General features: G+C 62.6%; 18 protein-coding genes, 1 tRNA gene and 1 pseudogene. 12 read left to right on the forward strand and 8 right to left on the reverse strand.

The window, feature by feature from the left end:
* Positions 1 to 119, forward strand: a pseudogene (locus tag MPC4_RS20955) (ATP-binding protein); the annotation flags it as partial.
* 48 nt (positions 120 to 167) lie between these two features.
* Here MPC4_RS20955 and MPC4_RS13625 read toward each other — a convergent pair.
* Positions 168 to 365, reverse strand: coding sequence for a hypothetical protein (locus MPC4_RS13625; protein ID WP_174512996.1), 198 nt, complete (start codon positions 363 to 365; stop codon positions 168 to 170).
* Between the two features lie 512 nt (positions 366 to 877).
* A tRNA-Gly gene (locus MPC4_RS13630) sits at positions 878 to 952 on the reverse strand.
* Between the two features lie 376 nt (positions 953 to 1328).
* On the opposite strand from MPC4_RS13630, the gene rpsM reads away from it, so the two are divergent.
* From rpsM to MPC4_RS13660, 6 genes are all read left to right on the forward strand, one after another.
* Positions 1329 to 1697, forward strand: a complete 369-nt coding sequence (gene rpsM, locus MPC4_RS13635; RefSeq protein WP_134490584.1) for a 30S ribosomal protein S13 — start codon at positions 1329 to 1331, stop codon at positions 1695 to 1697.
* Positions 1698 to 1769: 72 nt separating this feature from the next.
* Positions 1770 to 2159: a 30S ribosomal protein S11 gene (gene rpsK, locus MPC4_RS13640; protein WP_012591970.1), complete on the forward strand. Its 390-nt coding sequence runs from the start codon at positions 1770 to 1772 to the stop codon at positions 2157 to 2159.
* A 189-nt stretch (positions 2160 to 2348) separates the two neighbouring features.
* Positions 2349 to 3365, forward strand: coding sequence for a DNA-directed RNA polymerase subunit alpha (locus MPC4_RS13645; RefSeq protein WP_134490585.1), 1017 nt, complete (start codon positions 2349 to 2351; stop codon positions 3363 to 3365).
* A gap of 83 nt (positions 3366 to 3448) precedes the next feature.
* Complete coding sequence (gene rplQ / locus MPC4_RS13650) at positions 3449 to 3871, forward strand: 50S ribosomal protein L17 (RefSeq protein WP_134490587.1); 423 nt, start codon at positions 3449 to 3451, stop codon at positions 3869 to 3871.
* Between the two features lie 300 nt (positions 3872 to 4171).
* Complete coding sequence (locus MPC4_RS13655) at positions 4172 to 5566, forward strand: DegQ family serine endoprotease (protein WP_425312476.1); 1395 nt, start codon at positions 4172 to 4174, stop codon at positions 5564 to 5566.
* Positions 5567 to 5676: 110 nt separating this feature from the next.
* Positions 5677 to 6996: a replication-associated recombination protein A gene (locus MPC4_RS13660; RefSeq protein ID WP_174512997.1), complete on the forward strand. Its 1320-nt coding sequence runs from the start codon at positions 5677 to 5679 to the stop codon at positions 6994 to 6996.
* Between the two features lie 61 nt (positions 6997 to 7057).
* Here the strand turns inward: MPC4_RS13660 and MPC4_RS13665 are convergent, their stop codons facing one another.
* Both MPC4_RS13665 and MPC4_RS13670 read right to left on the reverse strand, forming a co-directional pair.
* On the reverse strand, positions 7058 to 9841 hold the full coding sequence (locus MPC4_RS13665) for an autotransporter domain-containing protein (protein ID WP_174512998.1): 2784 nt from the start codon (positions 9839 to 9841) through the stop codon (positions 7058 to 7060).
* 257 nt (positions 9842 to 10098) lie between these two features.
* Positions 10099 to 11712: a B12-binding domain-containing radical SAM protein gene (locus tag MPC4_RS13670; protein WP_174512999.1), complete on the reverse strand. Its 1614-nt coding sequence runs from the start codon at positions 11710 to 11712 to the stop codon at positions 10099 to 10101.
* A gap of 512 nt (positions 11713 to 12224) precedes the next feature.
* On the opposite strand from MPC4_RS13670, the gene MPC4_RS13675 reads away from it, so the two are divergent.
* The 4 genes from MPC4_RS13675 to MPC4_RS13690 all read left to right on the forward strand — a co-directional run bounded on the left by MPC4_RS13675 (position 12225) and on the right by MPC4_RS13690 (position 18473).
* Positions 12225 to 13817 (forward strand): SUMF1/EgtB/PvdO family nonheme iron enzyme, encoded by a 1593-nt coding sequence (locus tag MPC4_RS13675; protein ID WP_174513000.1) that lies wholly within the window; start codon positions 12225 to 12227, stop codon positions 13815 to 13817.
* A gap of 101 nt (positions 13818 to 13918) precedes the next feature.
* Positions 13919 to 14929 carry an efflux RND transporter periplasmic adaptor subunit gene (locus MPC4_RS13680; protein WP_174513001.1) on the forward strand — a complete coding sequence of 337 codons (1011 nt, stop codon included), beginning with the start codon at positions 13919 to 13921 and terminating at the stop codon, positions 14927 to 14929.
* Positions 14929 to 18036 carry an efflux RND transporter permease subunit gene (locus tag MPC4_RS13685; protein WP_174513002.1) on the forward strand — a complete coding sequence of 1036 codons (3108 nt, stop codon included), beginning with the start codon at positions 14929 to 14931 and terminating at the stop codon, positions 18034 to 18036. Before MPC4_RS13680 ends, MPC4_RS13685 begins: the two co-directional genes overlap by 1 nt.
* Positions 18037 to 18041: 5 nt before the next feature.
* The gene (locus tag MPC4_RS13690) at positions 18042 to 18473 is read left to right on the forward strand and encodes a hypothetical protein (protein ID WP_174513003.1); all 432 of its coding nucleotides are present in this window, start codon (positions 18042 to 18044) and stop codon (positions 18471 to 18473) included.
* Positions 18474 to 18544: 71 nt separating this feature from the next.
* Here MPC4_RS13690 and MPC4_RS13695 read toward each other — a convergent pair whose 3' ends face one another.
* The 4 genes from MPC4_RS13695 to MPC4_RS13710 form a co-directional block, all read right to left on the reverse strand.
* Positions 18545 to 19498, reverse strand: coding sequence for a type III secretion system effector protein (locus tag MPC4_RS13695; protein ID WP_174513004.1), 954 nt, complete (start codon positions 19496 to 19498; stop codon positions 18545 to 18547).
* Positions 19499 to 19515: 17 nt separating this feature from the next.
* Positions 19516 to 20679 (reverse strand): adenylate/guanylate cyclase domain-containing protein, encoded by a 1164-nt coding sequence (locus tag MPC4_RS21510; protein ID WP_174513005.1) that lies wholly within the window; start codon positions 20677 to 20679, stop codon positions 19516 to 19518.
* A gap of 30 nt (positions 20680 to 20709) precedes the next feature.
* Entirely contained in the window at positions 20710 to 23112 is a 2403-nt protein-coding gene (locus tag MPC4_RS13705; RefSeq protein ID WP_244629012.1) for an ATP-binding protein, read from the reverse strand.
* A gap of 231 nt (positions 23113 to 23343) precedes the next feature.
* Entirely contained in the window at positions 23344 to 23700 is a 357-nt protein-coding gene (locus tag MPC4_RS13710) for a DUF2147 domain-containing protein (RefSeq protein WP_174513006.1), read from the reverse strand.
* A gap of 227 nt (positions 23701 to 23927) precedes the next feature.
* On the opposite strand from MPC4_RS13710, the gene MPC4_RS13715 reads away from it, so the two are divergent.
* Positions 23928 to 24806, forward strand: coding sequence for an aldose epimerase family protein (locus tag MPC4_RS13715; RefSeq protein ID WP_174513007.1), 879 nt, complete (start codon positions 23928 to 23930; stop codon positions 24804 to 24806).
* The last annotated feature ends 197 nt before the right edge of the window (positions 24807 to 25003 follow it).

Consider the following 25003-nt stretch of genomic DNA (forward strand, 5'->3'; position numbering starts at 1 on the left):
GCCTCACCCATCGCTGCCACATCCTCGAAACCGGAAATGACAGCTTCCGCTTCAAAAACAGCTCGGCGAAGCCCGCTAAATCCACCAAGGAGAAACCGCGAAACTTGACGAACGCCTGACCCACAAACCATCATCAGGCCGGGTCAGTTCTCAATGGAAATCCTGGGTCAATTCTCGGCGGAAATCGACACTTCTGACGCCAACCGCAAGAGAGCGCCGTCTGCGTCGAAGGCATAGGTCCGGCCCGCATCAAAGAATTCGAAGGAGGTCTCCTCGCCGCGATAGACGAGACGCTCTCCCACGCGGCCGTCGACCCTGAACACGAGATTCAGGGCGTCGACGCCAAAACGAGCTAACTGGAGCACCTCAGCGATTCCAGCGGGGTCAAGGCCTCGTAGCCGCGCGCCGGGCTTAATGTCTTCAAGGGTGGGCACGATAGGTCCCCAAAAGAAATCAATGCCAGCACAAATTGGCACAACTGGCGGGCTTCGCGAATCGTCCCGCCTCAATCGAATAGCAGATTGTAATTCAAACCTTACGAGACGCGGCAAATATTTGACCGATCGAACCAGCCGATGATCCTCTGAGAGATGGATTTTGGCCCGATTCGCCGGCCGGATCCCTCCATGATCGAATTCAATTCCTACTTGATTGCTTGCAGGATAGCACGCTCAGCTCCCTGCTGCCGCGTGGGGTCGATCGGCGCACGCCTTCAAACCTCTTCTCCGAACCGGCGGCACCCGAACATGCGATATCGTATCCGAGGATTGTATTTCGCGTGCTTACAAGATGCTTACAAAATTCGGAATCGAACCCGATGTAAGCAAAAACGGCCCCGAAGGACCGCTTTCAACGTCTTGATTTTATTGAGGAAATTTGGAGCGGGCGAAGGGATTCGAACCCTCGACCCCAACCTTGGCAAGGTTGTGCTCTACCCCTGAGCTACACCCGCATCCATCCGCAGGCTGCGACGCCGACGGTTTGCGCTATATGGCGCAAACGATTGGGGAATGCAACAGGCCGTTTCGCTTTCTATTCTCGCTTCCTGGACCGGCGGCGAAGTTTTCCTCATCTAACCTCCGCTGCCTCCCCCGCTCCGTCGCGGGCAGACCCAAGGCCATGGATTTTGATAGGCGAGCTTTTAATAGTTGACGCGGCTCCCGGCATCGGCTATGCACGCCGCTTCCAGCCTGAAACGAAAGTTTCGGGGGCGTTACGCGCGCCCCATAATTTTATTTGTCAGGCGCCTCGCATGGGCCGGCCTCCACCGGACGCGAGGAAACTTGCCGCGCGGCATTTACGAGCGCGGCCGACATGGAGCATAGGTTTTGGCACGTATCGCAGGCGTTAATATTCCGACCAATAAGCGGGTCGTCATCGCTCTCCAGTATATTCACGGAATCGGCCCCAAAAAGGCCGAGGCGCTTTGCGCCAAGGTAAATATCCCGGCGGAGCGGCGCGTCGCCGAACTGACCGACGCGGAAGTTTTGCAGATTCGCGAGACGATCGACCGCGATTATCTCGTCGAAGGCGATCTGCGCCGCGAAGTTGCGATCAACATCAAGCGCCTGATGGACCTTGGCTGCTACCGCGGCCTGCGTCACCGCCGGCAATTGCCCGTCCGCGGCCAGCGCACCCATACCAATGCGCGCACCCGTAAAGGCAAAGCCAAGCCGATCGCCGGCAAGAAGAAGTAAGACGCCGTTCATTTACAAAAAAGATCAATCCCGAGCGCCTGGCATTACGGGCGCGCCTGAAGGAAATAGCATATGGCCAAGGAAGCTACCCGCGTTCGCCGTCGCGAACGCAAGAATATCGTCTCGGGCGTCGCGCATGTGAACTCGACGTTCAACAATACGATGATCACCATCACGGACGCGCAGGGCAACACCATCTCCTGGTCCTCCGCAGGCACCATGGGCTTCAAGGGCTCGCGTAAATCGACCCCCTACGCCGCCCAGATGGCGGCCGAGGACTGCGCCCGCAAGGCCGCCGAGCACGGCATGCGCACGCTTGAGGTGGAAGTGTCGGGGCCTGGCTCTGGTCGTGAATCCGCGTTGCGCGCGCTGCAGGCGGCCGGTTTCACAGTCACCTCTATTCGCGACGTCACGCCAATTCCGCATAATGGCTGCCGGCCGCGCAAGCGCCGTCGCGTTTGAACCGAAGCCTTTGCAAAGCGCGAACCGGTTACCGTTCACGGTTTACGCAACAAGACGTTAGAGAAATGCGCCGCGACGCGGTCAGGCGCATTTCTCGAAGCCGAAAAGCGGACAATCGGGCGTCCGCCGCATTTTTCGGCACTTTGTCCGGGCGCCAGGCGGGCGCCGCACCGTCAGAAAGGCTCTTTCGTGATCCAAAGAAACTGGCAAGAGCTCACCAAACCGAACAAACTCGAAGTCATCTCAGGCGATGATCCGAAGCGTTTTGCGACCATCGTCGCGGGACCGCTTGAGCTTGGCTTCGGCCTCACCCTCGGCAATTCGCTGCGCCGGATTCTGCTGTCGTCGCTCCAGGGCGCCGCGATCACCTCCGTGCATATCGACGGCGTTCTGCACGAATTCTCGTCGATCCCCGGCGTGCGCGAGGACGTGACCGACATCGTCCTCAACATCAAGGACATTGCGATCAAAATGCCGGGCGAAGGCCCGAAGCGCATCGTCCTGAAAAAGCAGGGCCCCGGCAAAGTCACCGCCGGAGACATCCAGACCACCGGCGACATTTCGATCCTCAATCCCGGCCTTGTCATCTGCACGCTCGATGAGGGCGCCGAGATCCGCATGGAATTCACGGTCAACACCGGCAAAGGCTATGTCGCCGCCGACCGCAATCGCGCCGAAGACGCCCCGATCGGCCTCATTCCCATCGACAGCCTCTATTCGCCGGTGAAAAAGGTCAGCTATCGCGTCGAAAACACCCGCGAAGGTCAGAACCTTGACCTCGACAAGCTGACGCTGCAGGTTGAAACCAATGGCGCCCTTACGCCTGAGGACGCGGTCGCTTTCGCCGCGCGCATTCTGCAGGATCAGCTGAATGTCTTCGTCAACTTCGAGGAGCCGCGCCGCGTTGAGCTGACGCCGTCGATTCCGGAACTCGCTTTTAACCCGGCTCTGCTCAAGAAAGTCGACGAACTCGAATTGTCGGTGCGCTCGGCCAATTGCCTGAAGAACGACAATATCGTCTATATTGGCGATCTCATTCAAAAGAGCGAAGGCGAAATGCTTCGCACGCCGAACTTCGGCCGCAAGTCTTTGAACGAAATCAAAGAGGTTCTCGCTCAGATGGGCCTGCATCTTGGCATGGAAGTCACCGGCTGGCCGCCGGACAATATCGACGAACTCGCCAAGCGCTTTGAAGAACATTATTGATCAGACCTAACGCTCCCAAAAGGGAGACAATAAGGAGCGGCCGTACCGTGGCGCGGCGGCCGCAAAAACAACGGAGAAAGCCAATGTATCACGGCAACGCCCATCGCCGCTTCGGCCGCACGCATGAACATCGTAAGGCTATGTTCGCCAATATGGCCCAGGCGCTGATCAAGCATGAGCAGATCGTCACGACCTTGCCGAAGGCGAAGGATCTGCGTCCGATCGTCGAAAAGCTGGTGACGCTCGGCAAACGGGGCGACTTGCACGCGCGCCGTCAGGCGATCGCGCAGATCAAGGATGTGGCGCTCGTCGGCAAATTGTTCTCGGTGCTCGGGCCGCGCTACAAGGACCGGCATGGCGGCTATACGCGCGTCCTCAAGGCCGGCTTCCGCTATGGCGACAATGCGGCGCTCGCCGTGATTGAATTCGTCGATCGCGACGTTTCCGCAAAGGGTCAGGATTCCGGCCCGGCGCAGGGTGGACAGGACGAAGAAGCGGCGGCCTGATCGGCGCCCTTGCGCCGCCGCGCGGACGCAACCAATGGCGGAATCGGCGAAGCAGGGCTTTCCTGCTCGCCGCTTCTAAAAAATCGCGGCTTCCTCTGCCGCATCTTCGCGCCGAGCGGACCTCGTTTCGCATGCAGGCGGCGCGGTAGGATAAGAGATCGTTTTCCGATGCCTTTGGCGCAGGGGTCGGCTTCAGGCATAAGCTCTGCTGTGGACGAGGCCATGTCAATTCAGGATGCCTGGGCGATGGGGCGATCCATGACGACGGGACTTTTTTCGCGCTGGCGGGCTCCCGCGGCCATGCGTCCCGCGTTTTGCGCCGCATTGGCGCTTTCCTTGATCTTTTGCGCGGGTCAGGCGGCGGCGGAGCCCGCGCGGCAGGCTCCCGCGACGGCAGCCGAAATTCTCCTGTCGTTTGCGCCCGTGGTGAAGAAGGCGCAGCCGGCTGTCGTCAACGTCTACGCCTCCCGCACCGAGAAGCGCCCCAAGAATCCCCTGTTCGACGATCCCGTTTTTGAGCGTTTCTTTGGGGGCGGACGCCCCGGCAGTTCCACGACGCGCTCGCTCGGCTCGGGCGTGCTCGTCGACCGATCTGGGCTGGTCGTCACCAATTACCACGTCATTGACGGCATGACGGACGTCAAAGTCGCGCTCTCGGACAAACGCGAATTCGACGCCGACATCGTGCTGCGCGATCACCGCAGCGACCTTGCGGTGTTGCGCATCAAGGGCGGGGGAGATTTCCCCTTCATGGAGCTTGGCGATTCCGACGCCCTCGAGGTCGGCGACATCGTGCTCGCGATCGGCGATCCGTTCGGCGTCGGCCAGACCGTGACGCAAGGGATCGTCTCCGCGCTGGCGCGCACGCAAGGGGGCATCTCCGATTCGGCGTTTTTCATCCAGACGGACGCCGCGATCAATCCCGGCAACTCAGGCGGCGGCCTCATCGACATGAAGGCGCGGCTGATTGGAATCAATTCGGCGATCTTTTCGCAAACCGGAAGTTCGGTCGGCATTGGCTTCGCGATTCCCGTGAATATGGTGAAAATCGTGGTCGCCGCGGCGAAAAGCGGCAAGCCGGTGCAGAGGCCCTGGCTCGGAGCGAGCCTCCAGTCCGTTTCCGTGGAGATCGCCGATTCGCTTGGCCTCGACCGGCCGTCCGGCGCTCTCGTGAACGAAGTGACGAGCGACGGGCCGGCCGACAAGGCGGGCGTGAAAGGCGGCGATCTCATCACCGCCATCGACGGGCAGAGCGTCGACGACCCTGAGAGCTTCGGCTACCGGATCGCGACGAAACCGCTCGGCGGAACGGCCTCGCTGGCGCTCATTCGCGACGGCAAGCCGCTCAGCGTGAAGCTGACATTGGCGCCGGCCGCGGAAATCCCCGTGCGCGATCCGGTCAAGCTGAAGGGGGCTTCGCCCTTCGCGGGGGCGACGGTCGTCAATCTGTCGCCGGCGGTTATCGAGGAAATGTCCTTGCATGGCGTCAGCGAGGGCGTCGTCGTCAGCGATATCGAAGACGGGTCGACCGCCGCGGCAGTGAACTTTCAGAAGGGCGACGTCATTTTGTCGGTCAACGATGTCAAGGTGCGGACCACGCGCGATCTCGAGCGCGCTGTCAGCAGCAGGCACGAGTACTGGAAACTGACTATCGGGCGGGGCGGCGAGGTGGTCACCACCATGCTCGGCGGCTGAGGTTCGGCCGGCGGTGATCCTATGACGGGTTCTCTTTCTGGCGCATGATCTGATTTGAAAGGTCAGCGCCGTTTTGGCGTCGAGCGTGAACTCGGCGCCCTGGATCATATATGAGCGATCTCTTCGCCGCAGCAGGTCTTGAAAATCAGGCGCCGCAGCCGCTCGCGGATCGCCTGCGCCCAAAAAACCTCGCGGAAGTCGTAGGGCAGGATCACCTCGTCGGTCCCGAAGGCGCGCTGACGCGCCGCATCGCTTCTGGCTCGCTCGGCAGCCTGATCTTTTGGGGGCCGCCCGGCACCGGCAAGACGACGGTCGCGCGGCTTCTCGCGCATGAGACGAAATTCACTTTCGTGCAGATTTCGGCTATTTTTTCGGGGGTCGCCGAACTGAAAAAACTATTCGAGGAGGCGCGTGGCCGGCGCGCGGCGGGGCAGGGGACCCTGCTTTTCGTTGATGAAGTGCATCGGTTCAACCGGGCTCAACAGGACAGCTTTTTGCCCGTCATGGAGGACGGGTCGGTCATTCTCATCGGAGCGACCACCGAAAACCCGAGTTTTGAGCTGAATGCGGCGCTGTTGTCTCGCGCGAGCGTGCTGACATTTCGCGCTCTCGACGACGAGGCGATCGCAAAGATGCTGGCGCGCGCGGAACTTCTCGAAGGCCGGCCTTTGCCGCTCGACGAATCGGCGCGCGCGGCTCTGGTCCGGATGGCCGACGGCGATGGCCGGGCGGCTTTGACGCTTGCCGAAGAAGTCTGGCGTGCGGCGGCGCCGGACGAGATATTCGACGCCGCCGCATTGGCCGAAATCGTGCAGCGCCGCGCGCCCATCTACGACAAGGCGCAGGAGGGCCATTACAACCTCATCAGTGCGCTGCATAAGACGGTCCGCGGCTCGGATCCCGACGCGGCGCTTTATTATCTCGCGCGCATGTTCGACGCCGGCGAAGATCCTCTTTTCATTGCAAGGCGCGTGGTGCGGATGGCGGTGGAGGACATTGGTCTTGCCGACCCGCAGGCGCTGGTCGTCGCCAACGCGGCCAAGGAGGCGTATGATTTTCTGGGCTCGCCCGAAGGCGAACTCGCCATCGCGCAGGCGGTGATCTATGTGGCTACGGCGCCAAAGTCGAATGCGGCCTATGTCGCCTATAAAAGCGCGATGCGCCTCGCCAAAGAGCACGGCTCGCTGATGCCGCCGAAAGTGATCCTTAACGCGCCGACGAAGCTCATGAAGCGCGAGGGATACGGCTCAGGTTATGCTTATGATCACGACGAGCCCGACGCGTTTTCCGGCCAGAACTATTGGCCTGAGGCGCTGGGACGGCAAAAGCTCTACGCGCCGGCCGCCCGAGGCTTTGAGCGGGACCTGCGCGAGCGCCTCGCCTATTGGGCGAAGCTGCGCAAAGCGCGCGAAGAAGGGTCCGGCTCCTGAGGCGTTCGCGAGATCGGCCGCGTCATTCAGACTGACAACCGCGCCCTTGAAGGGCCAGGCTTCAGAACTGATAGCGCAATCCGGCGACCAGGGCATAGCCGCTGATGGAGTCGCCAAAACGGTAATCGCCGCGCAAAAAGCCAAGAACTCCCGTCTTCAACACCTGCGCGGAGACGCCGACGCCGACCTGCCCAAAGGTCCCTATGCGGGTGACGCTCAGCGGCACCGAGGCTCCCTGCGTCACGAACGTCGTATGCGTGTCGCCGGCGAATTCGCGCCAGACGCTGCCCGTCACGAAAGGCTGCAGCGCCAGTTGGAGAGCATCGGAGATATAAGTCGTGCCCACGCGAACGCCAGCGCGCCCAAGGTCGCTGAGGAAGGGATTGAAATTAAGATAGGCCGATGACATTCCGCTCGAATCGAGCCCGACCCGCAGGCTATCGAGATGCAGATCCGAATACATGAATGCGACCGACGGCTCGACGAACCATGAGGAGGGCAGATCAAACCGATAGCCAGCCGAGGCGTTGACGGCGAGCGCCGTCCCCGCGAGATTGGATCCAGTCAGAAACGCCCCCGGATTATAGAGATTCATTTCATAGAAATCCTCGCGGACCTGAAAGTCGGCGAAGAAGTTATGACCCGTCACCGCGCCATAGATGCCGATGAACGGCACCTGCACCTGGCTCGAGATGTTGGTCGTCACTAGATCATTGGTGCGAAGATTGACTTGACCGGCGGTGACGCCGAGATGGGTGTTCCAGCCCGATCCTTCGACATTTGCGACGCCGAGATCGACCCCGGTCTGGAAGCCGTTGAAGTTCGCGCGAACCTTCGCGGGCGCCGACGCGGTTCCTGTCGGATTTTGCGCCGAGGTCAGCGAACTCACATCGTTCTGTCCGTCGGCGACGCGGATCCAGGGACCGCCGTTCCACTGGTTTCTGCTGGGGTCTGGCGGCTCTGAGATGAAGGCGCTGGCGTTCTGGAAAAATCCGGTGTTGAGCGCGCTGACGACCGCGTTGATGCCGGTCGGCGTCGCCGAGGCGACGCTCGTATTGACCGTCGAAATCAGATTGTACGTTCCGCCGGCCTGCTGCAGGCCGTAATTGATGATCCCCGGGTTGTTGCCGACGGAGACGGAGGTTCCCGGCGCGACAGTCGTCGCGGCGATGACCGGTATAGGCGTGCGGATGAGTCCCGAACCGCCGACTGCGTTGATGAAAAGCGATGTCGAGCCGCTGAGATTGGTCACTTTCAGGAGGTCGGCGCGCTGTGTCGCGGCTGTCGAAGTCGGATTGACGTCGATGGCGAATCGGCCGCCCTGTCCATTGTAGGTCGTCGCGGCGAATGTGTCGGTCGTCGAACCGTTGACGAGGCTCAGCGTGCCCGCGTTGTTGAATGTTCCTATGGCTCCGGCGAGCGGCCCTGTGACGTTAAAGACGCCGGTATTGTTGACGAGCGGCGTCGTCAAGGAGCCCTGCGCGTTGAAGAGGCCGGCGTTGACGAGGGCGGCTGTCGCCGTCAAAACGCCCGCCGTGTTCACCACGCCGCCGGCATTGTTGCTGAAGTTCGCGGAGTTCCAGGTTCCGCTGTTGATGATGGAGCCTGTGTTGGATAGGAGATCGCCGGTCCAGACGCCGCTATTGACGATGGCGCCCGTCGCGAAATTGTTGACATCGGCATTATAGGCCGCGGCGTTGATGACGACGCCGGAATTGTCCAGGGCGTCGGTGATGGCGCCGAAGTTGGTGATGACGCCGGTCGTGTTGTTGGTGATGCCCGCGACGGTGATTGCGCCTCCGGCGGCGACATCGAGCACGCCCGAGTTTGTGATCGTGCTCAGATTGTCGATTGAGCCGCCAGGACCAATGATCAAGGTCGCGCCGGCGTTGATCGTTGTCGTTCCCGTATAGGTGTTGACGCCGGTGAAGGTCGCGGAGCCGCCGGCGCCGCTGTTGGCGATGATGAGATTACCTGGCGTTCCTGGCGCGGCGTCCGAAAAAACGCCGGTGAAGGTGGAAACGTTGCCGGCCTCGTCAATTGTGTTGGTGGCGGAATTGTTGAGCGTGAAGTTCTGGGCGTAGATCCCGTTGATCTGATCCATCCGCAGCGTGCCGCCCTGAAATACGGGAGAAACGGTGGCGCCAAGGGCGCTGGCGAGGAAAAACGGCTGTGTGGTATTGATCGTGCTGCCGCCGGGGTTGATCGAATTGATCGTGACATCGTCGAATACAATGAAGTTCGCCGTGCCCCCGAAGGTGACCGATTCCGCGATTCCAGAAAAGCCGACGCCGATTGGCGTCCAATTTGAATAGCTTTCACTGAAATTCGGATTGCTGCCGTTGGTCGGCAAAGTGAGCGTCGCGAGTTCCGTGCCCGTGCCGTTGAGGCCGGACCAGACGGTGATCGATCCCGTGAAGAAAGGCGCGGCGTATGCGAAGGAAAATCCCTTTGTAAATCCGTTCGCCACATTCATCACCGGCGCGGGGCCGGACAAAAATCCCATAACCGTCGGAGAAGTAGGCTCGTTCGCGACGTTGTTGAAGGTCCCATTGGGGGCGAAACCCGCGAGAGCGCCGACCCAGGCGACGCCATAATTCTTGGCCGGTCCGCCTTGCGATCCGAGACTGCCGGAGCCGCCGTTATAATAGGCGTTGACGAGTTCCCCGTCCTTGAGGCCCTCGAATGTCATGGTCTGGGCTTTGGCGCCGCTCGCTAAGCCGATCGCCGGGCCCCCGGCGATCAAGCCTATGCGCATGACCATCGCGATGCGCCGCCGTCCCCCACCCGCTGTGGCTGGCCGCGGCTCGATAGCCGCGTTGCGGCGGAAAAGTAAATCGCGCATGGACTTGGCCCCAAATCCCTCAACACATGATAGTTACCTCACAGGTTGAATTGCGCGCAATCAGCAACAAATCGCCCGCGTCGTGGGAAAATATCACACGCCAGTTGAAACCAGTGCAGCGCATGACGCATCGGGCTTTAATTGCAATGCGCTAGCCGCAGTTCACGCCCTCACTTGTTCATCTGCGCCATTGCGGCCAAGTTTAGTTAAAGCGCGCAATTTTGAAACATGTTGCGCTACAGCCACAGAATCGGCCTCTATTGGGCCGGGCTCTGCCGGGCGAGCGGCGCGTTGACCTCAAGCGGCCGGGTCTTCGCTGAATAATGCGATGCGTTGCTTTTTCCCGAGCATGCGTCCCGCGCAAACATGATGAGGTGATGGGCGACGAGGCCGACGCTCAAAACGGGCTCGATCTGTCCGCGCATCAGCCGGCGCAGCATGAAAGACCAGAACGCCCGCCGGTAGCTTCCGCGAACGCCGACTTTCCAGGAGAGCTTCGCCAAAATGACGAAAGCCATGCGAATGTTGCGCGGCGACAGGCGCTGGCGGCTCTTGGGACGTTTCAGCCGGTTAGGCCGCGTTGCGCGCATCTGATATTCATAGCGGGCGAAAAGAGCTTTGGGATCGTAGGCCTTCTCCATACAGCGGCGCCACATCGCGAGCACGTCGTCATAGGGCAGTTTGAATTCGACGTTCGATTCGAGCTCCGCGTCGTTTTCGCGAAGGCGCCCCTCGCTCCGCAGGCGGTCCCACAAGGGCGTGCGGGGCAGGGCTTGCAGCAGATTGATCGTCGCGAGCGGAATATGTGACTGCGCGAGGAAATCGACGATCCGTTCGCCCGTATCCGGCGTATCCGTGTCGAGCCCTAAAATGATGCCGGTCACCACCTCCATTCCATGATCATTGATCGCGCGCACCGAATCGAGGATCGGCGCCGCGACATTGTGCGATTTCTGGATAGCTTTCAAAGCCGCGGGTTCTGGCGTCTCGATGCCGCAGAAAATCGTGTCGAACGCCGCCTCGCGCATCAGCCTCAGGATCTCCGGCGAGCGCGCGATATTGAGCGTCGCCTCGCAGGCGAAGCTGACCGCATAGCCGTTGCGCTTTTGCCATTCGACAAGGTGAGGCAGCAGATCCTGCAGCGCGCGCCGGTTGCCGACGAGATTGTCGTCGACGAAATAGATCGAGCCGTTAACGCCGCAAGCGAGCAGCTTGTCGAGTTCGCCGACAACCTGCGCCGGGGTCTTGAGCCGCGGCACGCGCCCGTAAAGGCCGGGAATGTCGCAAAACTCGCAGGTGTAGGGGCAGCCGCTCGAAAACTGGATGCTGCCGAGGAAATAGCGGTCTATTTTGGCGAGTTCATAGGCGGGGGCCGGAAACGCGGCGAGCGGGAGGCGCTCTTTTGTCGTCAGGACGATCTGTTTCGGCGGCCGCGCTACGTCGCGCGACAGAATGGCGATCAGCGCGCCGGTCGCATCGCCCAATTCGCCCACATGAAGATAATCGAATCGCGGATATTCTTCGGGGCACGCGGAAACCGAGGGGCCGCCGAGAGCGACGGGCCTGCCGAGAGCATGGGCCCTCGCCCTTATATCCTCCATCTGGCGGCGCTGAATGTGCATGCCGCTGACAAAAACGGCGTCGGCCCAGGCAAAATCGTGAGCGCTCGCCGAGTCCATATTTTCGTCGATGAAGCGCACGTCCCAATGTTTGGGCAAAACCGCCGCGATGAGCAGAAGCCCCTGCGGCGGCATGAAGGCCCTGACGCCGGGGGTCAGCGGATAGGCGTATTCAAAGGTGCCGAATGACGGGACGTAGCGGGGAAAAACGCAGAGAATGCGGCGCTTTGGCCCACTTTCGACGGAAGACAAGATTGCGCTCTCTGTCAAAGTGGATCGACCTCTCGCTTTCAATCGCCGATGGCTGATTCATTCCTGGAACAAGTTGGTCAGGACAAGCGGGCAAAGATAAGGACGCCGGACGATGTCCCCGCAAAACAGATCCGGGACGGCGAACGCCGATGGGCCTGTTCAAGTTTCCGGCCGCGCGGATCGCAATTCATCACTCAATCCTTGCAGCCGGCCAAAACACCCTCAGGAGCTTCAGCCTGGGCCCGCCCCGCCTCGATCCCCAGGCGGCGGGCTCCAAGCGGCGGGCTCCAAGCGCGGCTCCAATACCCATTCGGACGAAGCCTATCGCCTTCCAAAGGGAAGTAAAGCAGGCGCGAGGCGGAGCGCGTCGCAACAAGCGCGCGCTTCGCCGCGCATCGGAGCGCGGGAGACGGCGCCGAGCATAGACTTTCCGGCGGCGCGTGCTAGCCTCGCATCGAGGACGCCTGGGCGCCCCAAATCGCTCATGCGTCTCCCGCGTTCCGGCGCGGAGAATGTACTGCCACGCCCCCGCGGGTTTCATGCGCGCCTGTCTCATGGTCCTCCTCAGCCTCGTCATCAGTCTCGCGCTCGAGGCGCAGCCCGGATTGGCTCAGGCAACGGACGAAATGACCGACGCGCCGCCGCCGCCCGGATCGGCGCTTGTCATCGACAACGCCGCCTACGCGTCCGGCGGCCTGCCCTCCGCCCCCGCTCTCAGCTCCGCGCAGAGTCTCGCGCGTGAACTGACGCGCATCGGATTTAACGTCGGCATCGCCGCAAACCTGCGCCAGAACGCCATGCGCGGCGCAATCAACGCCTTCACGGGAGCGATCAAGCCCGGCTCAGCGGCGCTTTTCTTCTTTTCCGGCTACGGCGTCGAGGCGAAAGGGGCGACCTATCTCATCCCCATCGACGCCAACATCTGGACGGAGGCCGACGTTCGCGATCAGGGGATCAGCGTCGATGCGATTTTAGCCGCGATGGATAAGGCCGGCGCCAAGGTCAAGATCATGATTCTCGACGCCTCCCGGCGAAATCCCTTCGAACGCCGTTTCCGCAGTCTGTCGGGAGGCCTTGGCGCGATCGATCCGCCGCCGCAGACCCTGCTTCTGTCATCCGCCGAGCCGGGCAAGGTCGTCGACGGCGACGGCAATATATTCATCGGCGAGCTTTTGAAGGAGCTGCGCTCGCCCGACGCCCGCGCCGACGATGTCTTCAACCACACCCGGCTCGGCGTTGCGCGCGCAACCAGCAACCAGCAGACGCCTGTTGTGAAGTCGACGCTGACGGAACCGTTTTTCCTGAAATCCGGATCCGGGACGCCGGATTTGCCGGCCGACGCGAAGGCCGACGCCGGCGCGGTCCAACTCGGGCCGCCGCAAGACGCAAAGCCTGGAGCGGTCTTTCGCGATTGCGCCGCCTGTCCCGAACTCGTTATCGTTCCGGCCGGGGACTTCGCCATGGGATCGCAGGATTTTGCGGCCGAACAGCCGGTGCATTCGGTCACGATCGGCCAGCCTTTTGCGATAGGCCGCGGCGAAGTAACTTTCGCGCAGTGGGACGCCTGCGTCGCCGATGGCGGCTGCGCCGGCTGGCGCCCCGATGATCGCGGCCGGGACCATAATGACGGCCCGGTCGGCGAGGTCAGCTGGAGCGATGCGCATCGCTTTCTCGACTGGCTGTCCCGCAAGAGCGGTCATCCCTATCGGCTGCCAAGCGAGGCGGAATGGGAATATGCCGCCCGCGCGGGCGCCCCGACGCGGTTCTGGTGGGGAGACGAAGCCGGAAGCGGCCATGCCAATTGCCGTGGCTGCGGCGGCGGCGGCCAGCCGTCGCCGGCGGGCTCCTATCCCGCGAACGCCTTTGGCCTCTTCGACACCGCCGGCAATATCGCCGAATGGGTCGAAGATTGCTGGAGCGAGAACTACGAGGGCGCGCCGCACGATGGAGGCGTCGCGCATGACGGCCCGTGCAAGCAGCGCGTCGTGCGCGGGGGGTCATTCGACGCGGGGCCGCGCTATGTCCGCTCCGCCTCGCGCTTTCTCTACGACGCCGAGCTGCGCTATTACACAAACGGCTTTCGGATTGTGCGCGATCTCCCTTGATCGCCGATCCGGCTTCTTCGATTCTGATTTAACCGGTTCGCCTCAACTTTTCCTTGCTTCGACCGCCCGCCCTGCATCCGCAGACTTAGGAAAAGCCCGTCATGACCTTTTTGCGCGCTTTGCCTTTCAGATCGTCTTTCGCAACCGCGCTCGCCCTGGCGTTTCCCCTTGCGCTCGGCCTCGTCCGGCTGGATCCCGCCGCGGCGCAGCAGGATTTGAGGCGGCAGGCGGGCGAGGCAGGCAGTGAACCGGCGGGGATTCGCGTTAGCGTGGCGCAGGCTGCTTCCGCCTGCTTCTCGGAGGCGATCCACGCGACGGGTTTTTTGGCGCCGCGCTCCGATGCGGTCGTCGTGCTGACGCAGGAAGGCTACGCCGTCGCCGAAATCCTCGCCAGCGAGGGCGATGTCGTCGCCGAGGGGCAGCCTCTCGTCCGCCTTGCCCGCGTCGAGAGCCCAAGCCCCTATGCGCAAGCCGCGGCGCAGCAGGCCGCCGCGCAAGCGCAAGCCGCCCCGCCCGCGTCGATCGTGCTGCGCGCGCCGGCCCCCGGCTCGATCGTCGCATCAAGCGCGCGCATCGGAGCGATCGCTTCGCCGCGCGCCGAACCGCTGTTTCACCTCGCGGTCGATGGATTGATCGAGGCGGTGGCGCAAGTCTCGAGCGTCTATCTTGCCGAGATCAAGGAAGACCAGAGCGCGCGGGTGCAGACCGATGACGGCCGCGACATGACCGGCCGCGTTCGCAGGATCGCATCCGAGATTGATCCTGCGACGCAAATGGGTCAGGTCCGGCTCGCCCTCGAACGCGACCCCGCGCTGCGCGCCGGGCGCCTGATCCGCGCGACGATCGATGCGCGCCACAGCTGCGGCGTCTCGATCCCGCGTTCCGCGCTGTCCTACACCAGCGAGGGCGCGAGCGTGCAGGTTGTGCGCGGGCGCGCCATCGAGACCGTGCGCGTGAAGGTCGGCCTCATCGCCGGCGGCGACGCCGAAATCGAAGCCGGGCTGCACAGCGGCGATCTCGTCGTCGCCAACGCCGGCGCCTCTCTTCGCGACGGCGACATCGTCTCTCCGGTCCTTCGCGAGGACGCCGGGAAAGCGACGGAGACCCCCTGATGACGATCAATGTCTCGGCCTATTCGATCAGGCGTCCGCTGCCGGCGATCGTCTTCGCGCTGGTGATCCTCGCCCTCGGAGCGGCGAGTTTCAAAAAATTGCCGGTGACGCTGCTGCCGAACGTCGATCAACCGATCATCACCGTCGTCATCACCCAGTTCGGCGTGGCGCCGGCCGAACTCGAAACGCAGGTGACGCGGCCGGTCGAGGACGCCGTATCCGGCGTCGAAGGCGTGCGCCATATCCTCAGCGAAGTCACCGACGGCGTCTCGGCGACGACGATCACGCTGGCGCTCGACGCCAATACGGACCGCGCGCTGAACGACGTCAAGGACGCCATCACGCGCATCAGAGGGCAGCTGTCGCGCAGCATCAGCGAACCCCTCATCCGGCAGGTCGGCGTCGTCGGCGCGAGCATCCTCACCTATGCCGCCATCGCGCCTGGCAAAACGCCGGAACAATTGTCGGATTTCGTCGACGACGTCGTCGAGCGCAGGCTCCTCGAGGTGCGCGGCGTCGGCAATATCGAACGCATCGGCGGCGTCGACCGCGAGATTCTCGTCTCGCTCGATCCCGCAAGGCTCGCCGCCTTTGGCCTCACGGCGGCGGACGTCAGCCGGCGCCTGCGCGGATCAAACCTTGATCTCGCCGGCGGGCGCGCCGAGCTTGGCGGCCAGATCCAGTCGATCCGCACGCTGGCGGGGGCGCGCACGCTGGATGAACTCGCCGGCGCGATGATGAGCCTGCCGCGCGGGGGCGCCGTGCGCCTCGACGAACTCGGCGTCGTTACCGACACCATCGCCGAGCCGCGCACCTTCGCGCGCCTCGACGGCGAGCCGATCGTCGCTTTCAGCATCCAGCGCTCGAAAGGCGCGAGCGACGTGGCTGTGGCGGCCGAAGTCGAAAAGCGCATCGCCGAACTCGAAGCCGCCCATCGCGACGTCGTCCTGAAGCGGATCGACACATCGGTCGCCTATACGCTCGGCAATTATCATTCGGCGATGAGCACACTGTTCGAAGGCGCGATCCTCGCCGTCGTGGTGGTGTTTTTGTTCCTTCGCGACATTCGCGCGACGGTCATCGCGGCGGTCGCCCTGCCGCTCTCGATCCTGCCCGCCTTTTTCGTCATGGATATGCTGGGTTTCTCGCTGAACCTTGTCAGCCTGCTCGCGATCACGCTGGCGACCGGCATTCTCGTCGACGACGCGATCGTCGAGATCGAGAATATCGTCCGCCATATGAGGATGGGGAAATCGGCCTATCAGGCCGCGATCGACGCCGCGGACGAGATCGGCCTCGCCGTCGTCGCGATCAGCCTGACGATCGTCGCCGTATTCGCTCCCGTCAGCTTCATGAGCAATATCGCGGGACAATATTTCAAGCAGTTCGGGTTGACGGTCTCGGCCGAAGTCCTGTTCTCGCTGCTCGCCGCGCGCCTCATCACGCCCATGCTCGCCGCCTATTTCCTCAAGACGCAGGGGCGCGAGGAAACGGCGGAAGGCAAGCTAACGCAGCGCTATGGGCGACTGGTCGCCTGGTCGGTGCGCCGCCGCTACCGCACGGTTGGGATCGGGCTCGTCCTCTTCGCCCTGTCGATCCTCAGCACCAAACTGATCGGCACCGATTTCCAGCCGACGCAGGACGCCGGGCGCTCGCATCTTGCGATCGAGCTGCCCTCCGGCTCCGATCTTTCGCAGACGCAGGCCATCGCCGATGAAGTGGCGCGCGCGCTGCGCAAGCGTCCCGAGATCACGCATGTCTTTATCGACGGCGGCCATGTTCCGCCGAGCACCTCGGACGTGCGCAAGGCTTCTCTGGTCGTGAACTACAGGCCGCGCTCGGAGCGCACGAAGAGCGTGCGCGAGCTCGAGACGGAAATCTCCCGCGAGCTTGACGCCTTGCCCGACATCCGCAGCTGGTTCGTCGACGACTATGGCCAGCGCCCCGTGTCTTATGTCGTCACCGGCCCTGATTCCGTGACGGTGGCGAATTTCGCCGCCGAGCTCGCCGGCCAGATGAACCGCGTCCCGGCGCTCGCCAATGTCGTCGCCTCGACCTCGCTGGAACGGCCCGAGCTTCTGGTCAAGCCGGACCGCGACCTTACCGCGCGGCTTGGCGTCTCGACCGAAAGCCTTTCGGAGACGCTCCGCATCGCGACAATCGGCGATGTTGGGCCCGCGCTGGCAAAATTCGACGCGGGCGAGCGGCAAATCCCGATCCGGGCGCAACTCGGCGGCCTCGCGCGGACGGACAAGAACGTCCTCGAGACGATCGGCGTCCCTACCGCGACCGGGGCCGTCGTGCCCTTGTCCTCAATCGCCGCCGTCGAACTCGGCCAGGGCGAGGCGACCATCAGCCGCTTCGATCGCGAACGCGAAGCCTCGATACAGGCGGCGCTCGCCCCCGGGGCGACGCTGAGCGAGGCCGAGGCCGCGATCTATGATCTGCCGCTCATGAAAAACCCGCCGAAAGGAATAAGAGTGCGCAAATCCGGCGACGCCGAGGCGATGGCCGAACTGTTCGACGGATTCACCGAGGCGATGCGCAACGGCCTCGTCATGGTCTACGCCGTGCTCGTCATTCTTTTTGCGAGTTTTCTCCAGCCCATCACCATTCTGTTTTCGCTGCCGCTCTCGATCGGCGGCGCGATCTTCGGTCTGCTGCTCACCGGACGCCCTGTCAGCATGCCCGTCATCATCGGTATTTTGATGTTGATGGGCATTGTCACCAAGAACGCCATCATGCTGGTCGATTTTTCGATCGAGGCCATGAAGCGCGGCATGGAGCGGACAGAGGCCATCGTCGAAGCGGGCAAGAAGCGCGCGCGGCCGATCATCATGACGACGGTGGCGATGGTCGCCGGCATGTTGCCGAGCGCCTTGGCGATCGGCGCCGGCGGCGAATTCCGCTCGCCCATGGCGATCGCGGTGATCGGCGGGCTTATCGTCTCGACAGTGCTGTCGCTTCTCTTCGTTCCCGCGTTCTTCGCCATGATGGATGACGCCGGACGCGGGATCGGCGGCTTATGGCGGCGGTTCGCGTCGGCGCGATCTTCGGGCGCGCCGACGCCCCGGCGGGAAGCAAAGAGCATATTGGGAAAGGAGTGAGCAAAATGCGTTGGCTGACCAAAAAAGGGATAGCGGGCGGAGCCCTTCTAGCAGTGCTTTGGGGCGTTGCGGCGTCCGGCGAGGAAAGCGCTCCGCCGACGAAGGCGGAGCTTGCGGCGAAGAACCTTAAAAGCATCGAGGCCGCGGTGCAGGACCTTAAGGACAAATGCGGCGTCACAATTCTTCAGGATGAAGAATCGCCCGATCTGCCCGACAAGATTGATTGCGGGAAGGGGCCGGAGGCGCTCGACGCAGCGTGGATCAGATTTCTGGTGAGCGAGGGCGTGCCCGGCGGTCCGGAGGAAAGGCAAAGCGCCGCGGAGCAGATGGGCCTCAGCCCCTCCATGACCTTGATCTATATGGAAGGGACGGCCCGGAGCGACGCCATTGAAAATCTTATGAATGCTCTTCGCAATATCGCCGGGAAGGAGCCGTAGTCCGCGTCGCTCGGGTCGGCGCAAGGCCACGCTGAGCGCCTTGCGCCAACGCCGCGGACCCTGGCCAAATCTCAGCGGCCGGCGCCGAGCATGACATCGGCGAGCGCCCTGCCAGCCTTCAATTCTTCGTCGAATTGGCGGACCGGATTGAAGGCGGCGACTCCTCGACCGATATTTGCGAGATCGCGGAAGAAGTCCGGTTGTGCGGTTTTGAAATTCAGCAACAGTTGACGCGGCGTCACATCGACGTGCTGCACATTGTCCAGGAATTTTTCCGGATGCCGCAGCGTCGCGTCGCCATGATCGCCGAGCAGAACCGTCTTTCCTTTCTCGGACATGTAGATGTTGGAAATGACAACCGCGAGATATTCCTCCACGTCGTCATATCCGCGATCGACCTTCTTGTTTTCCTGGACGCCTCTCATTTGTCGAGAGGCGTGAATCAACTCGTGAAAGATGATTTCATCCGGATCGTCGCCCGGCGCCTTCGACTTTGCGGCGCCGCCTGGTCCCCACATCTCGGGCGTGTAGCGAATGATCGAGTTGGCGCCGCCGCCGGCGCCGACCCGGCGCTTGTGATGGAAATAGAACCGCTCGCCCTTTGCCATCGAATGGATCCAATCGGCGTTTTCGGGGTGGGCGACGCTTCTTGGCTCTGTGTCCGCATTGAGCGGATCGCCCCAATTCCAGTTGGGGCGGAATTTTACGACGCGATGAACGGAGCCGAGCTCCTTCAACAAAGCCTTGCCTACGCTCAACCCTGTGATCGGCGCAAACTGGCGGCGCAGTTTCGCTTTATAATCCTTCATCTCAGCCCTGTAGCGGTGATGGAAGATCTTGAATGCGGAATCATCGAGCGTCAGGTCATACCAGTCCATCCAGTCCGGCATGGAATAAAAGGTCACGTGGACGTTACGGACGTTTTCGTCGAGCCGCTCCGAATCGGGATCAAGCAACTCGACCGAATCGGCCCAGCCTACATGCTTTTCTACATATTCCTCATATTTCCAGTGCGGCCAGAACATCTCGCCCTCCCGATCAGCTAGGCCTCCGCGCTTTTTTCTTCCTGCTTCATCGCCCCGAGTATCTCAAAGGCTTCAACCGGCCGGCGAAAGCCCTTGAGAGTCATGGGTTCAAGTTCGCGCGCCTCGAACAGCCCCTCGACCGCGTGAAACGCCCGTGTCTGTATGATGATCTGGCCCGACTTCGCTTCGTCGCAAAGGCGCGAGGCGAGATTGGTGACGCTGCCGACCGCCGAATAGTCGAAGCGCCGCGAGAAGCCGATCCGTCCAAGCGTCGCAAAGCCGAGCGCAATGCCGATGCCGAAGCCAAGTTCGTGTCCGCGTTTGCGCCACACGCTAGCGTGGGCCTTGATCGTCGCCTGCATGTCGAGCGCCATGCGCACCGCCCGCTCGGTATGCTTGTCGCAGGGTAGCGGATCGTTGAACAGGATCAACATGCCATCGCCCGCGAAGCGCTCCAGCGTCGCCTCATAGCGATCGATCAGCTCCCCCAACGCTTCGTGATAATCGTTGAGAACGCGCATCACCTCTTCGGGCTCGGCGGTCTCGGTGAAGGCGGTGAAGCCGCGCAAGTCGCAAAACAGCACGGTGACTTCGCGGCGGTGACTCTCAAGAAGGCTCTGCGCGTCGCCGCTCGCCGCCACCACATCGGCGATCTGCGGCGACAGGAAGCGCTTGAGGCGGCTCATTCGCTGGATCTCGCCGACCTGCTCGCTGACGCGCGCCTCCAACGTCGCATTGAAGGCGGCGAGTTCTTTCGTCTGTTCGGCGAGCTTTTCCGCCTGATCCTGGACGAGATCATGCAGCGCCTTGATGCGCAGCATCGAGCGCACGCGGGCGACGAGCGCGCTCTGGTCGAAAGGCTTGGTCAGATAATCGTCGGCGCCGGCGTCGAGCCCTGCGACAACGTCGGCGCGGTCAGCCTTGGCGGTCAGCAAAATGACCGGAATAAAGCCAAGGCTCTCGTCGTGCTTCAGTTCCCTCAGCACCGATATGCCGTCGAGTTTCGGCATCATGATGTCGAGAAGGATGAGATCGGGCTTTTGCTCACGCGCCCTCGCGAGGCCTTCCTCTCCGTCGGCGGCGGTGATGATCTCATAGCCATGCGCCTGCAGGCGCACGAACACGATCTCAAGGTTTTCCGCGACGTCGTCGACGGCGAGAATGCGCGGCGGATTATGCACTGGCCTCACCCTTTTTGCAGAGCCGCGTCTCTACGCCGCCGCCTTCTGCCGTTCGACCCGGATCGGAATGTGAATGGTGAATGTCGCGCCCTCGCCGAGCTTCGAGGCGACGCTGATTGTCCCGCCATGCATTTCGACGAAGCGCTTGCTGATCGAAAGGCCAAGCCCCGTGCCGCCCTTCTGACGCGTGCTGGTGTTGTCGCCCTGCTGGAACGCCTCGAAGATCCGCGCCTGATCGTCCGGCGCTATTCCCGGCCCTGTATCCTTGACGATGATCTCGAACATATCGGCCACGGCGCGCGCGTTGATGGTGACGCCGCCTTCGTCGGTGAACTTGATCGCATTGCTGAGGACATTCAAAAGCACCTGCACGAGGCGCCGTTCGTCGCCCCGCCCGATCGGCAGCGGCTCCTCGATTTCCTCCGAGAGCTGCAGGCCCTTCGCATGGGCGAGCGAATAGGTCGTGCCGACGACCTGTTCGATGATATTACGCATGGAATATTCATCGAGCGCGAGCGACAATTCGCCGGCCTCGAGCTTCGACAGGTCGAGCACGTCGTTGATCAGTCCGAGCAGGTGGGCGCCATTGCTTTGCACGCGTTCGAGGACGCCTTTCGCGCGGTCGGGCAGGTCGCCGTAGAGGCCATCGCGGAGTAGCTCGGCGTAGCCGAGAATGGCGTTGAGCGGCGTTCTGAGTTCATGGCTCATATTGGCGAAGAATCGAGACTTGTGCTCGCTCGCGATGGCGAGCTGACGGCCGTTTTCCTCGACCTTGCGGAACAGCCGCGCGTTGCGCATGGCGAGAACCGACTGATGCGCGAAGGCCTGCATCAGGCTCACCTTGTTCGCGGCGAAAGGGCCTGGCCTGCGGCTCTCGACGAGGAGCGCGCCGAGCACGCCATCCGGCGCGATGAGCGGAACGACGAGAGCCGAACGAAAGCCGGCGGCGATCGTCGCCGCCCGCAAGGGAAAACCGGGAACGTCGCCGATTTCAGGAACCTGCACCGTGCGGCCGTGCTCGGCGACCTCGCCAAGCAATCCATCGAGACGCGTCAGCTTGACCTCGCGCAGAGCGGCGACGAAAGACGGATCAAGGCCATGCGCCTCGGCGAGATGAAAGGCGTTGCGCTCGCGGTCGAAACTGTAGATGGCGCCGCCGTCGGCCTCGGCGAGCTCGACCGCGTGGGTCAACGCCGTCTGCAGCACCTCGCTCAGCTCCAGCGAAGCGGCGAGGGCCCTGCCGATCTCTTCCAGGGCCTTGAGCTCGCTCACGGAGCGGGCGAGATCGCGGGTGCGATCATCGACTTTCTGCTCGAGCCTTGCGTAGAATTCGCGCAATTGCGCGGCCATGCGATTGAATTCATCGGCAAGGACCTCGACCTCGTCGCCGGTATGGACCTCGATCATATGGTCGAAATCACCGGCCGCGAGCCGCAAGGCTCCTTCCTGCACGGCGCGGATCGGCCCCATCATCCGTTGCGCCAGCAACATCCCCGCGCCGACGCACAGAATGAGCCCCAGCGCAAACAGCCAGGCGAGCCGCACGAGCAGGGCGATAACGGGCCCGAAAGCCTGCGACACCGGCTGTTCGACGAACAGCAGCCAGTTCATGCGCGGCACGGTCGCCGCGGCGCTCAGCACGGATTGGCCTTCGAGATCGGAGCCAATGTCGACCGGCGCATCCGACTTTTTCAGCGCGTGCACCTGGGGAAGCCGGGACATGTCGAGGTTTTTGCCGACGAGGCTCGTGTCGGTGTGAGCGATGAGCCGTCCCTCGCTGGTGGTCAGATAGGCCGAGATGCCAGGGCCGGCTTGAATGCCGTTCAGAATATCGGACAGATATTTGAGCTCGATCTCGGCGACCGTGAAGCCGGCGCCCTCGCCGGCATGGGCCATTGCGATCTGCATGCGCGGCCCGGTCGAGGCGAAGACGACGGGGCCGAACCAGGCGGAGTCCATCCGCGCTTCGCGGAAGGCCGCGGTCAGCGTCCAGTCATCGCCCGTATGGAGAACGCCGCCGTCACGCGAGAGCGTAACGACCTCTTTGCCGGAGCCGTCGATCTGCGCGATTTCGGCGATCGCCGGCGTATTCGCGAGAATGCGGCGATAATCTTCCTGGCGCTGGTCGGCGGTCACGGCGCTCGCCCGCGTCGCCCAGCTGATCTGGCGCTCGAGCTCGGCGAGGAATTGCTCAACCCGCCGCGCCGCCGCGTCAGCCTTCTCGCCTTGTGCGTGGAGCAGCATGTTTTTCGTGTCGCGGTAGGTGATCCACACGTCGACCGCGCTGCTGATCGTCAGGACGAAGACGACAAGTCCGACAAAATAGGCGATATATTTTCCAAACAGGCTCCGCTGCCGGAAAAGATTTCGCAACAGATCTGTGGGAGACGCCGTCAAGGCCGGCTTCAAAGCATCATCCCGCGTTGAGAGCATTTTCACGCGAAGCAGGCCTCCATTCGCATGAAGAAAATGCGATAAAACAAAAAGATAGACAGATTTTTCGATCCCGTGAAATCGAAAATGCATTGCGCCCGCGGTTGCGCGGTCAAGACCGCGGCTCCGCGCTATCTCCAGATAAGATTTAGCGCGTTTACGCTCCGGCGCCAAAGCCAAAGCCAAAGCATTTGCCGCCCCCGCGGCGGCCGGCGCCCCGCGGGGAGCCGTCTACCTCACCCGCGACCACTGCTGGCCGCCACAGATCATTCCGCCGAGGACGCAACCTTCGACCTGCAGCATTTCCTCGCCGCGCAGCGACATGCGGCCAGTATATTTCTGGCCGTCTCTGGCGTTGAGGATCGAGCCCGCCCATGTGTTGCCGCTCGGCTTCATGCTGATCAGGATCGGCCTGCCGATCATGTCGGCGTCCTTCGCCCAGGACACATAGCCGCAATAATTGGCGCCGCACGGACGGATGGCGACATTCGCCGTGCCGTCCGCGATGCGCCACTCTCCGGCGGGGTTCGCTATCGCCGGCGCGCCAAAGTTGACGAAAAGGGCGGCGGCGGCAGCGAGATATTTCATGGCGGCTCTCCCGAGCTAATGGGTCGAAACGTCCAGCCACCATGGCGTTCGCGGGCCTCGGCGTTTGTGAGTTTGCACACAGCCCGGCATCGAACCAGCGCCTTTTTCTGGTCGGCCGCCCCGCCATACTGCCGGGTCCTTGACGCGCCCGCCGCGCTTGCGTCTTGTCGCCCTCGCTGCGGACGCTTCGAATCAGCCGCGCCGGGCGAACGGAGCCTCAAAGCCGCATGGATGTGATCGAACTCGCCTCGGGGCCGGCGCGCGCCTCGCTCGCCTTGCACGGCGCTGAACTGCTGCGCTGGAGCGTCGGCGGGACGCCTCTGCTCTGGGACAAGGACCAGACCTTCTGGGACGGGACGGCGCCGATCCTTTTTCCGCTCGTCGGCTGGACGCGCGGCGGGCAGGCGCGCGTGTTCGGACAAACCTATTCCCTCGGTCTTCATGGTTTCGCCAGAAGCATGACATTTTCACCGGGCGTCATCACTCCCGACCGCGTGCGCCTCACTCTTTCGAGCAGCGCGGAAAGCTTGAGGCTTTATCCCTTCGCGTTCTGGCTGTGCGTCGGCTATCGCCTCGCAAAGGACAGCCTGACGACGACCCTCACCGTCAAAAACCGGGGCGAAGGCCCGATGCCCTATGCCTGCGGCCTGCACCCTGGATTTCGCTGGCCATTCGCCGGCGGCGAGCCAAAAGACTATCAGATCTCCTTCGCGGCGCAGGAAGATCCGCTCACGCCCGGAATCTCCCGGCAAGGGCTCTTTCAGGCGCCCCGGCGGTTTGTTCCGCTAAACGGGCGCGGGCTCGCGCTGAAGCCGGAGCTTTTCGCCGAAGAAGCGCTCTGTTTTCTCAATGCGCGCAGCCGCGGTCTCCGCTTTGAGCATAAGGACGGCGCGGCGATCGCGATTGAAACGTCGAATTTCAATCATTTCGCCCTGTGGTCGAAAGCCGGCGCCTCTTTTCTGGCGATCGAATCCTGGACGGGGCACGGCGATCCTGAGGATTTTCAAGGCGATCTCTTTGAAAAGCCATCCATGCGCATATTGGCGCCGGGCGCCGTCGCCCATCACGTCGCGCGCTATTCCTTTATTGCGCCCCCCTCCGGCTGACCCGCCGCCAGCACCCCGCGCGGGCGAACGGGCGCTACCTGCGTCTACGCGCGCCGGTGACGAACCTGCCGCCAAATTTATCTTGGCGGCCCGCAAAATTATTTTTGTATCGAAGTCGCTCGACCATTATTATTTTCGCTTCCACTTATACCCGCCGCTGTCGCACGAGCCTGCCAAGAGCCCCCTTCGCGGGCGCG

The organism is Methylocella tundrae (genome assembly GCF_901905185.1).
Classification (GTDB): domain Bacteria; phylum Pseudomonadota; class Alphaproteobacteria; order Rhizobiales; family Beijerinckiaceae; genus Methylocapsa; species Methylocapsa tundrae.

Bases quoted from the DNA above. Each gene is read 5' to 3' on its own strand.
- MPC4_RS13705 (WP_244629012.1), bottom strand. From the start codon at position 23,112: ATGCTCTCAACGCGGGATGATGCTTTGAAGCCGGCCTTGACGGCGTCT.
- MPC4_RS13710 (WP_174513006.1), bottom strand. From the start codon at position 23,700: ATGAAATATCTCGCTGCCGCCGCCGCCCTTTTCGTCAACTTTGGCGCG.
- rplQ (WP_134490587.1), top strand. From the start codon at position 3,449: ATGTATCACGGCAACGCCCATCGCCGCTTCGGCCGCACGCATGAACAT.
- MPC4_RS13685 (WP_174513002.1), top strand. From the start codon at position 14,929: ATGACGATCAATGTCTCGGCCTATTCGATCAGGCGTCCGCTGCCGGCG.
- MPC4_RS13690 (WP_174513003.1), top strand. From the start codon at position 18,042: ATGCGTTGGCTGACCAAAAAAGGGATAGCGGGCGGAGCCCTTCTAGCA.
- MPC4_RS13655 (WP_425312476.1), top strand. From the start codon at position 4,172: ATGCGTCCCGCGTTTTGCGCCGCATTGGCGCTTTCCTTGATCTTTTGC.
- MPC4_RS13665 (WP_174512998.1), bottom strand. From the start codon at position 9,841: ATGCGCGATTTACTTTTCCGCCGCAACGCGGCTATCGAGCCGCGGCCA.
- MPC4_RS13660 (WP_174512997.1), top strand. From the start codon at position 5,677: ATGAGCGATCTCTTCGCCGCAGCAGGTCTTGAAAATCAGGCGCCGCAG.
- rpsK (WP_012591970.1), top strand. From the start codon at position 1,770: ATGGCCAAGGAAGCTACCCGCGTTCGCCGTCGCGAACGCAAGAATATC.
- MPC4_RS13695 (WP_174513004.1), bottom strand. From the start codon at position 19,498: ATGTTCTGGCCGCACTGGAAATATGAGGAATATGTAGAAAAGCATGTA.
- MPC4_RS13675 (WP_174513000.1), top strand. From the start codon at position 12,225: ATGTACTGCCACGCCCCCGCGGGTTTCATGCGCGCCTGTCTCATGGTC.
- MPC4_RS13680 (WP_174513001.1), top strand. From the start codon at position 13,919: ATGACCTTTTTGCGCGCTTTGCCTTTCAGATCGTCTTTCGCAACCGCG.
- MPC4_RS13715 (WP_174513007.1), top strand. From the start codon at position 23,928: ATGGATGTGATCGAACTCGCCTCGGGGCCGGCGCGCGCCTCGCTCGCC.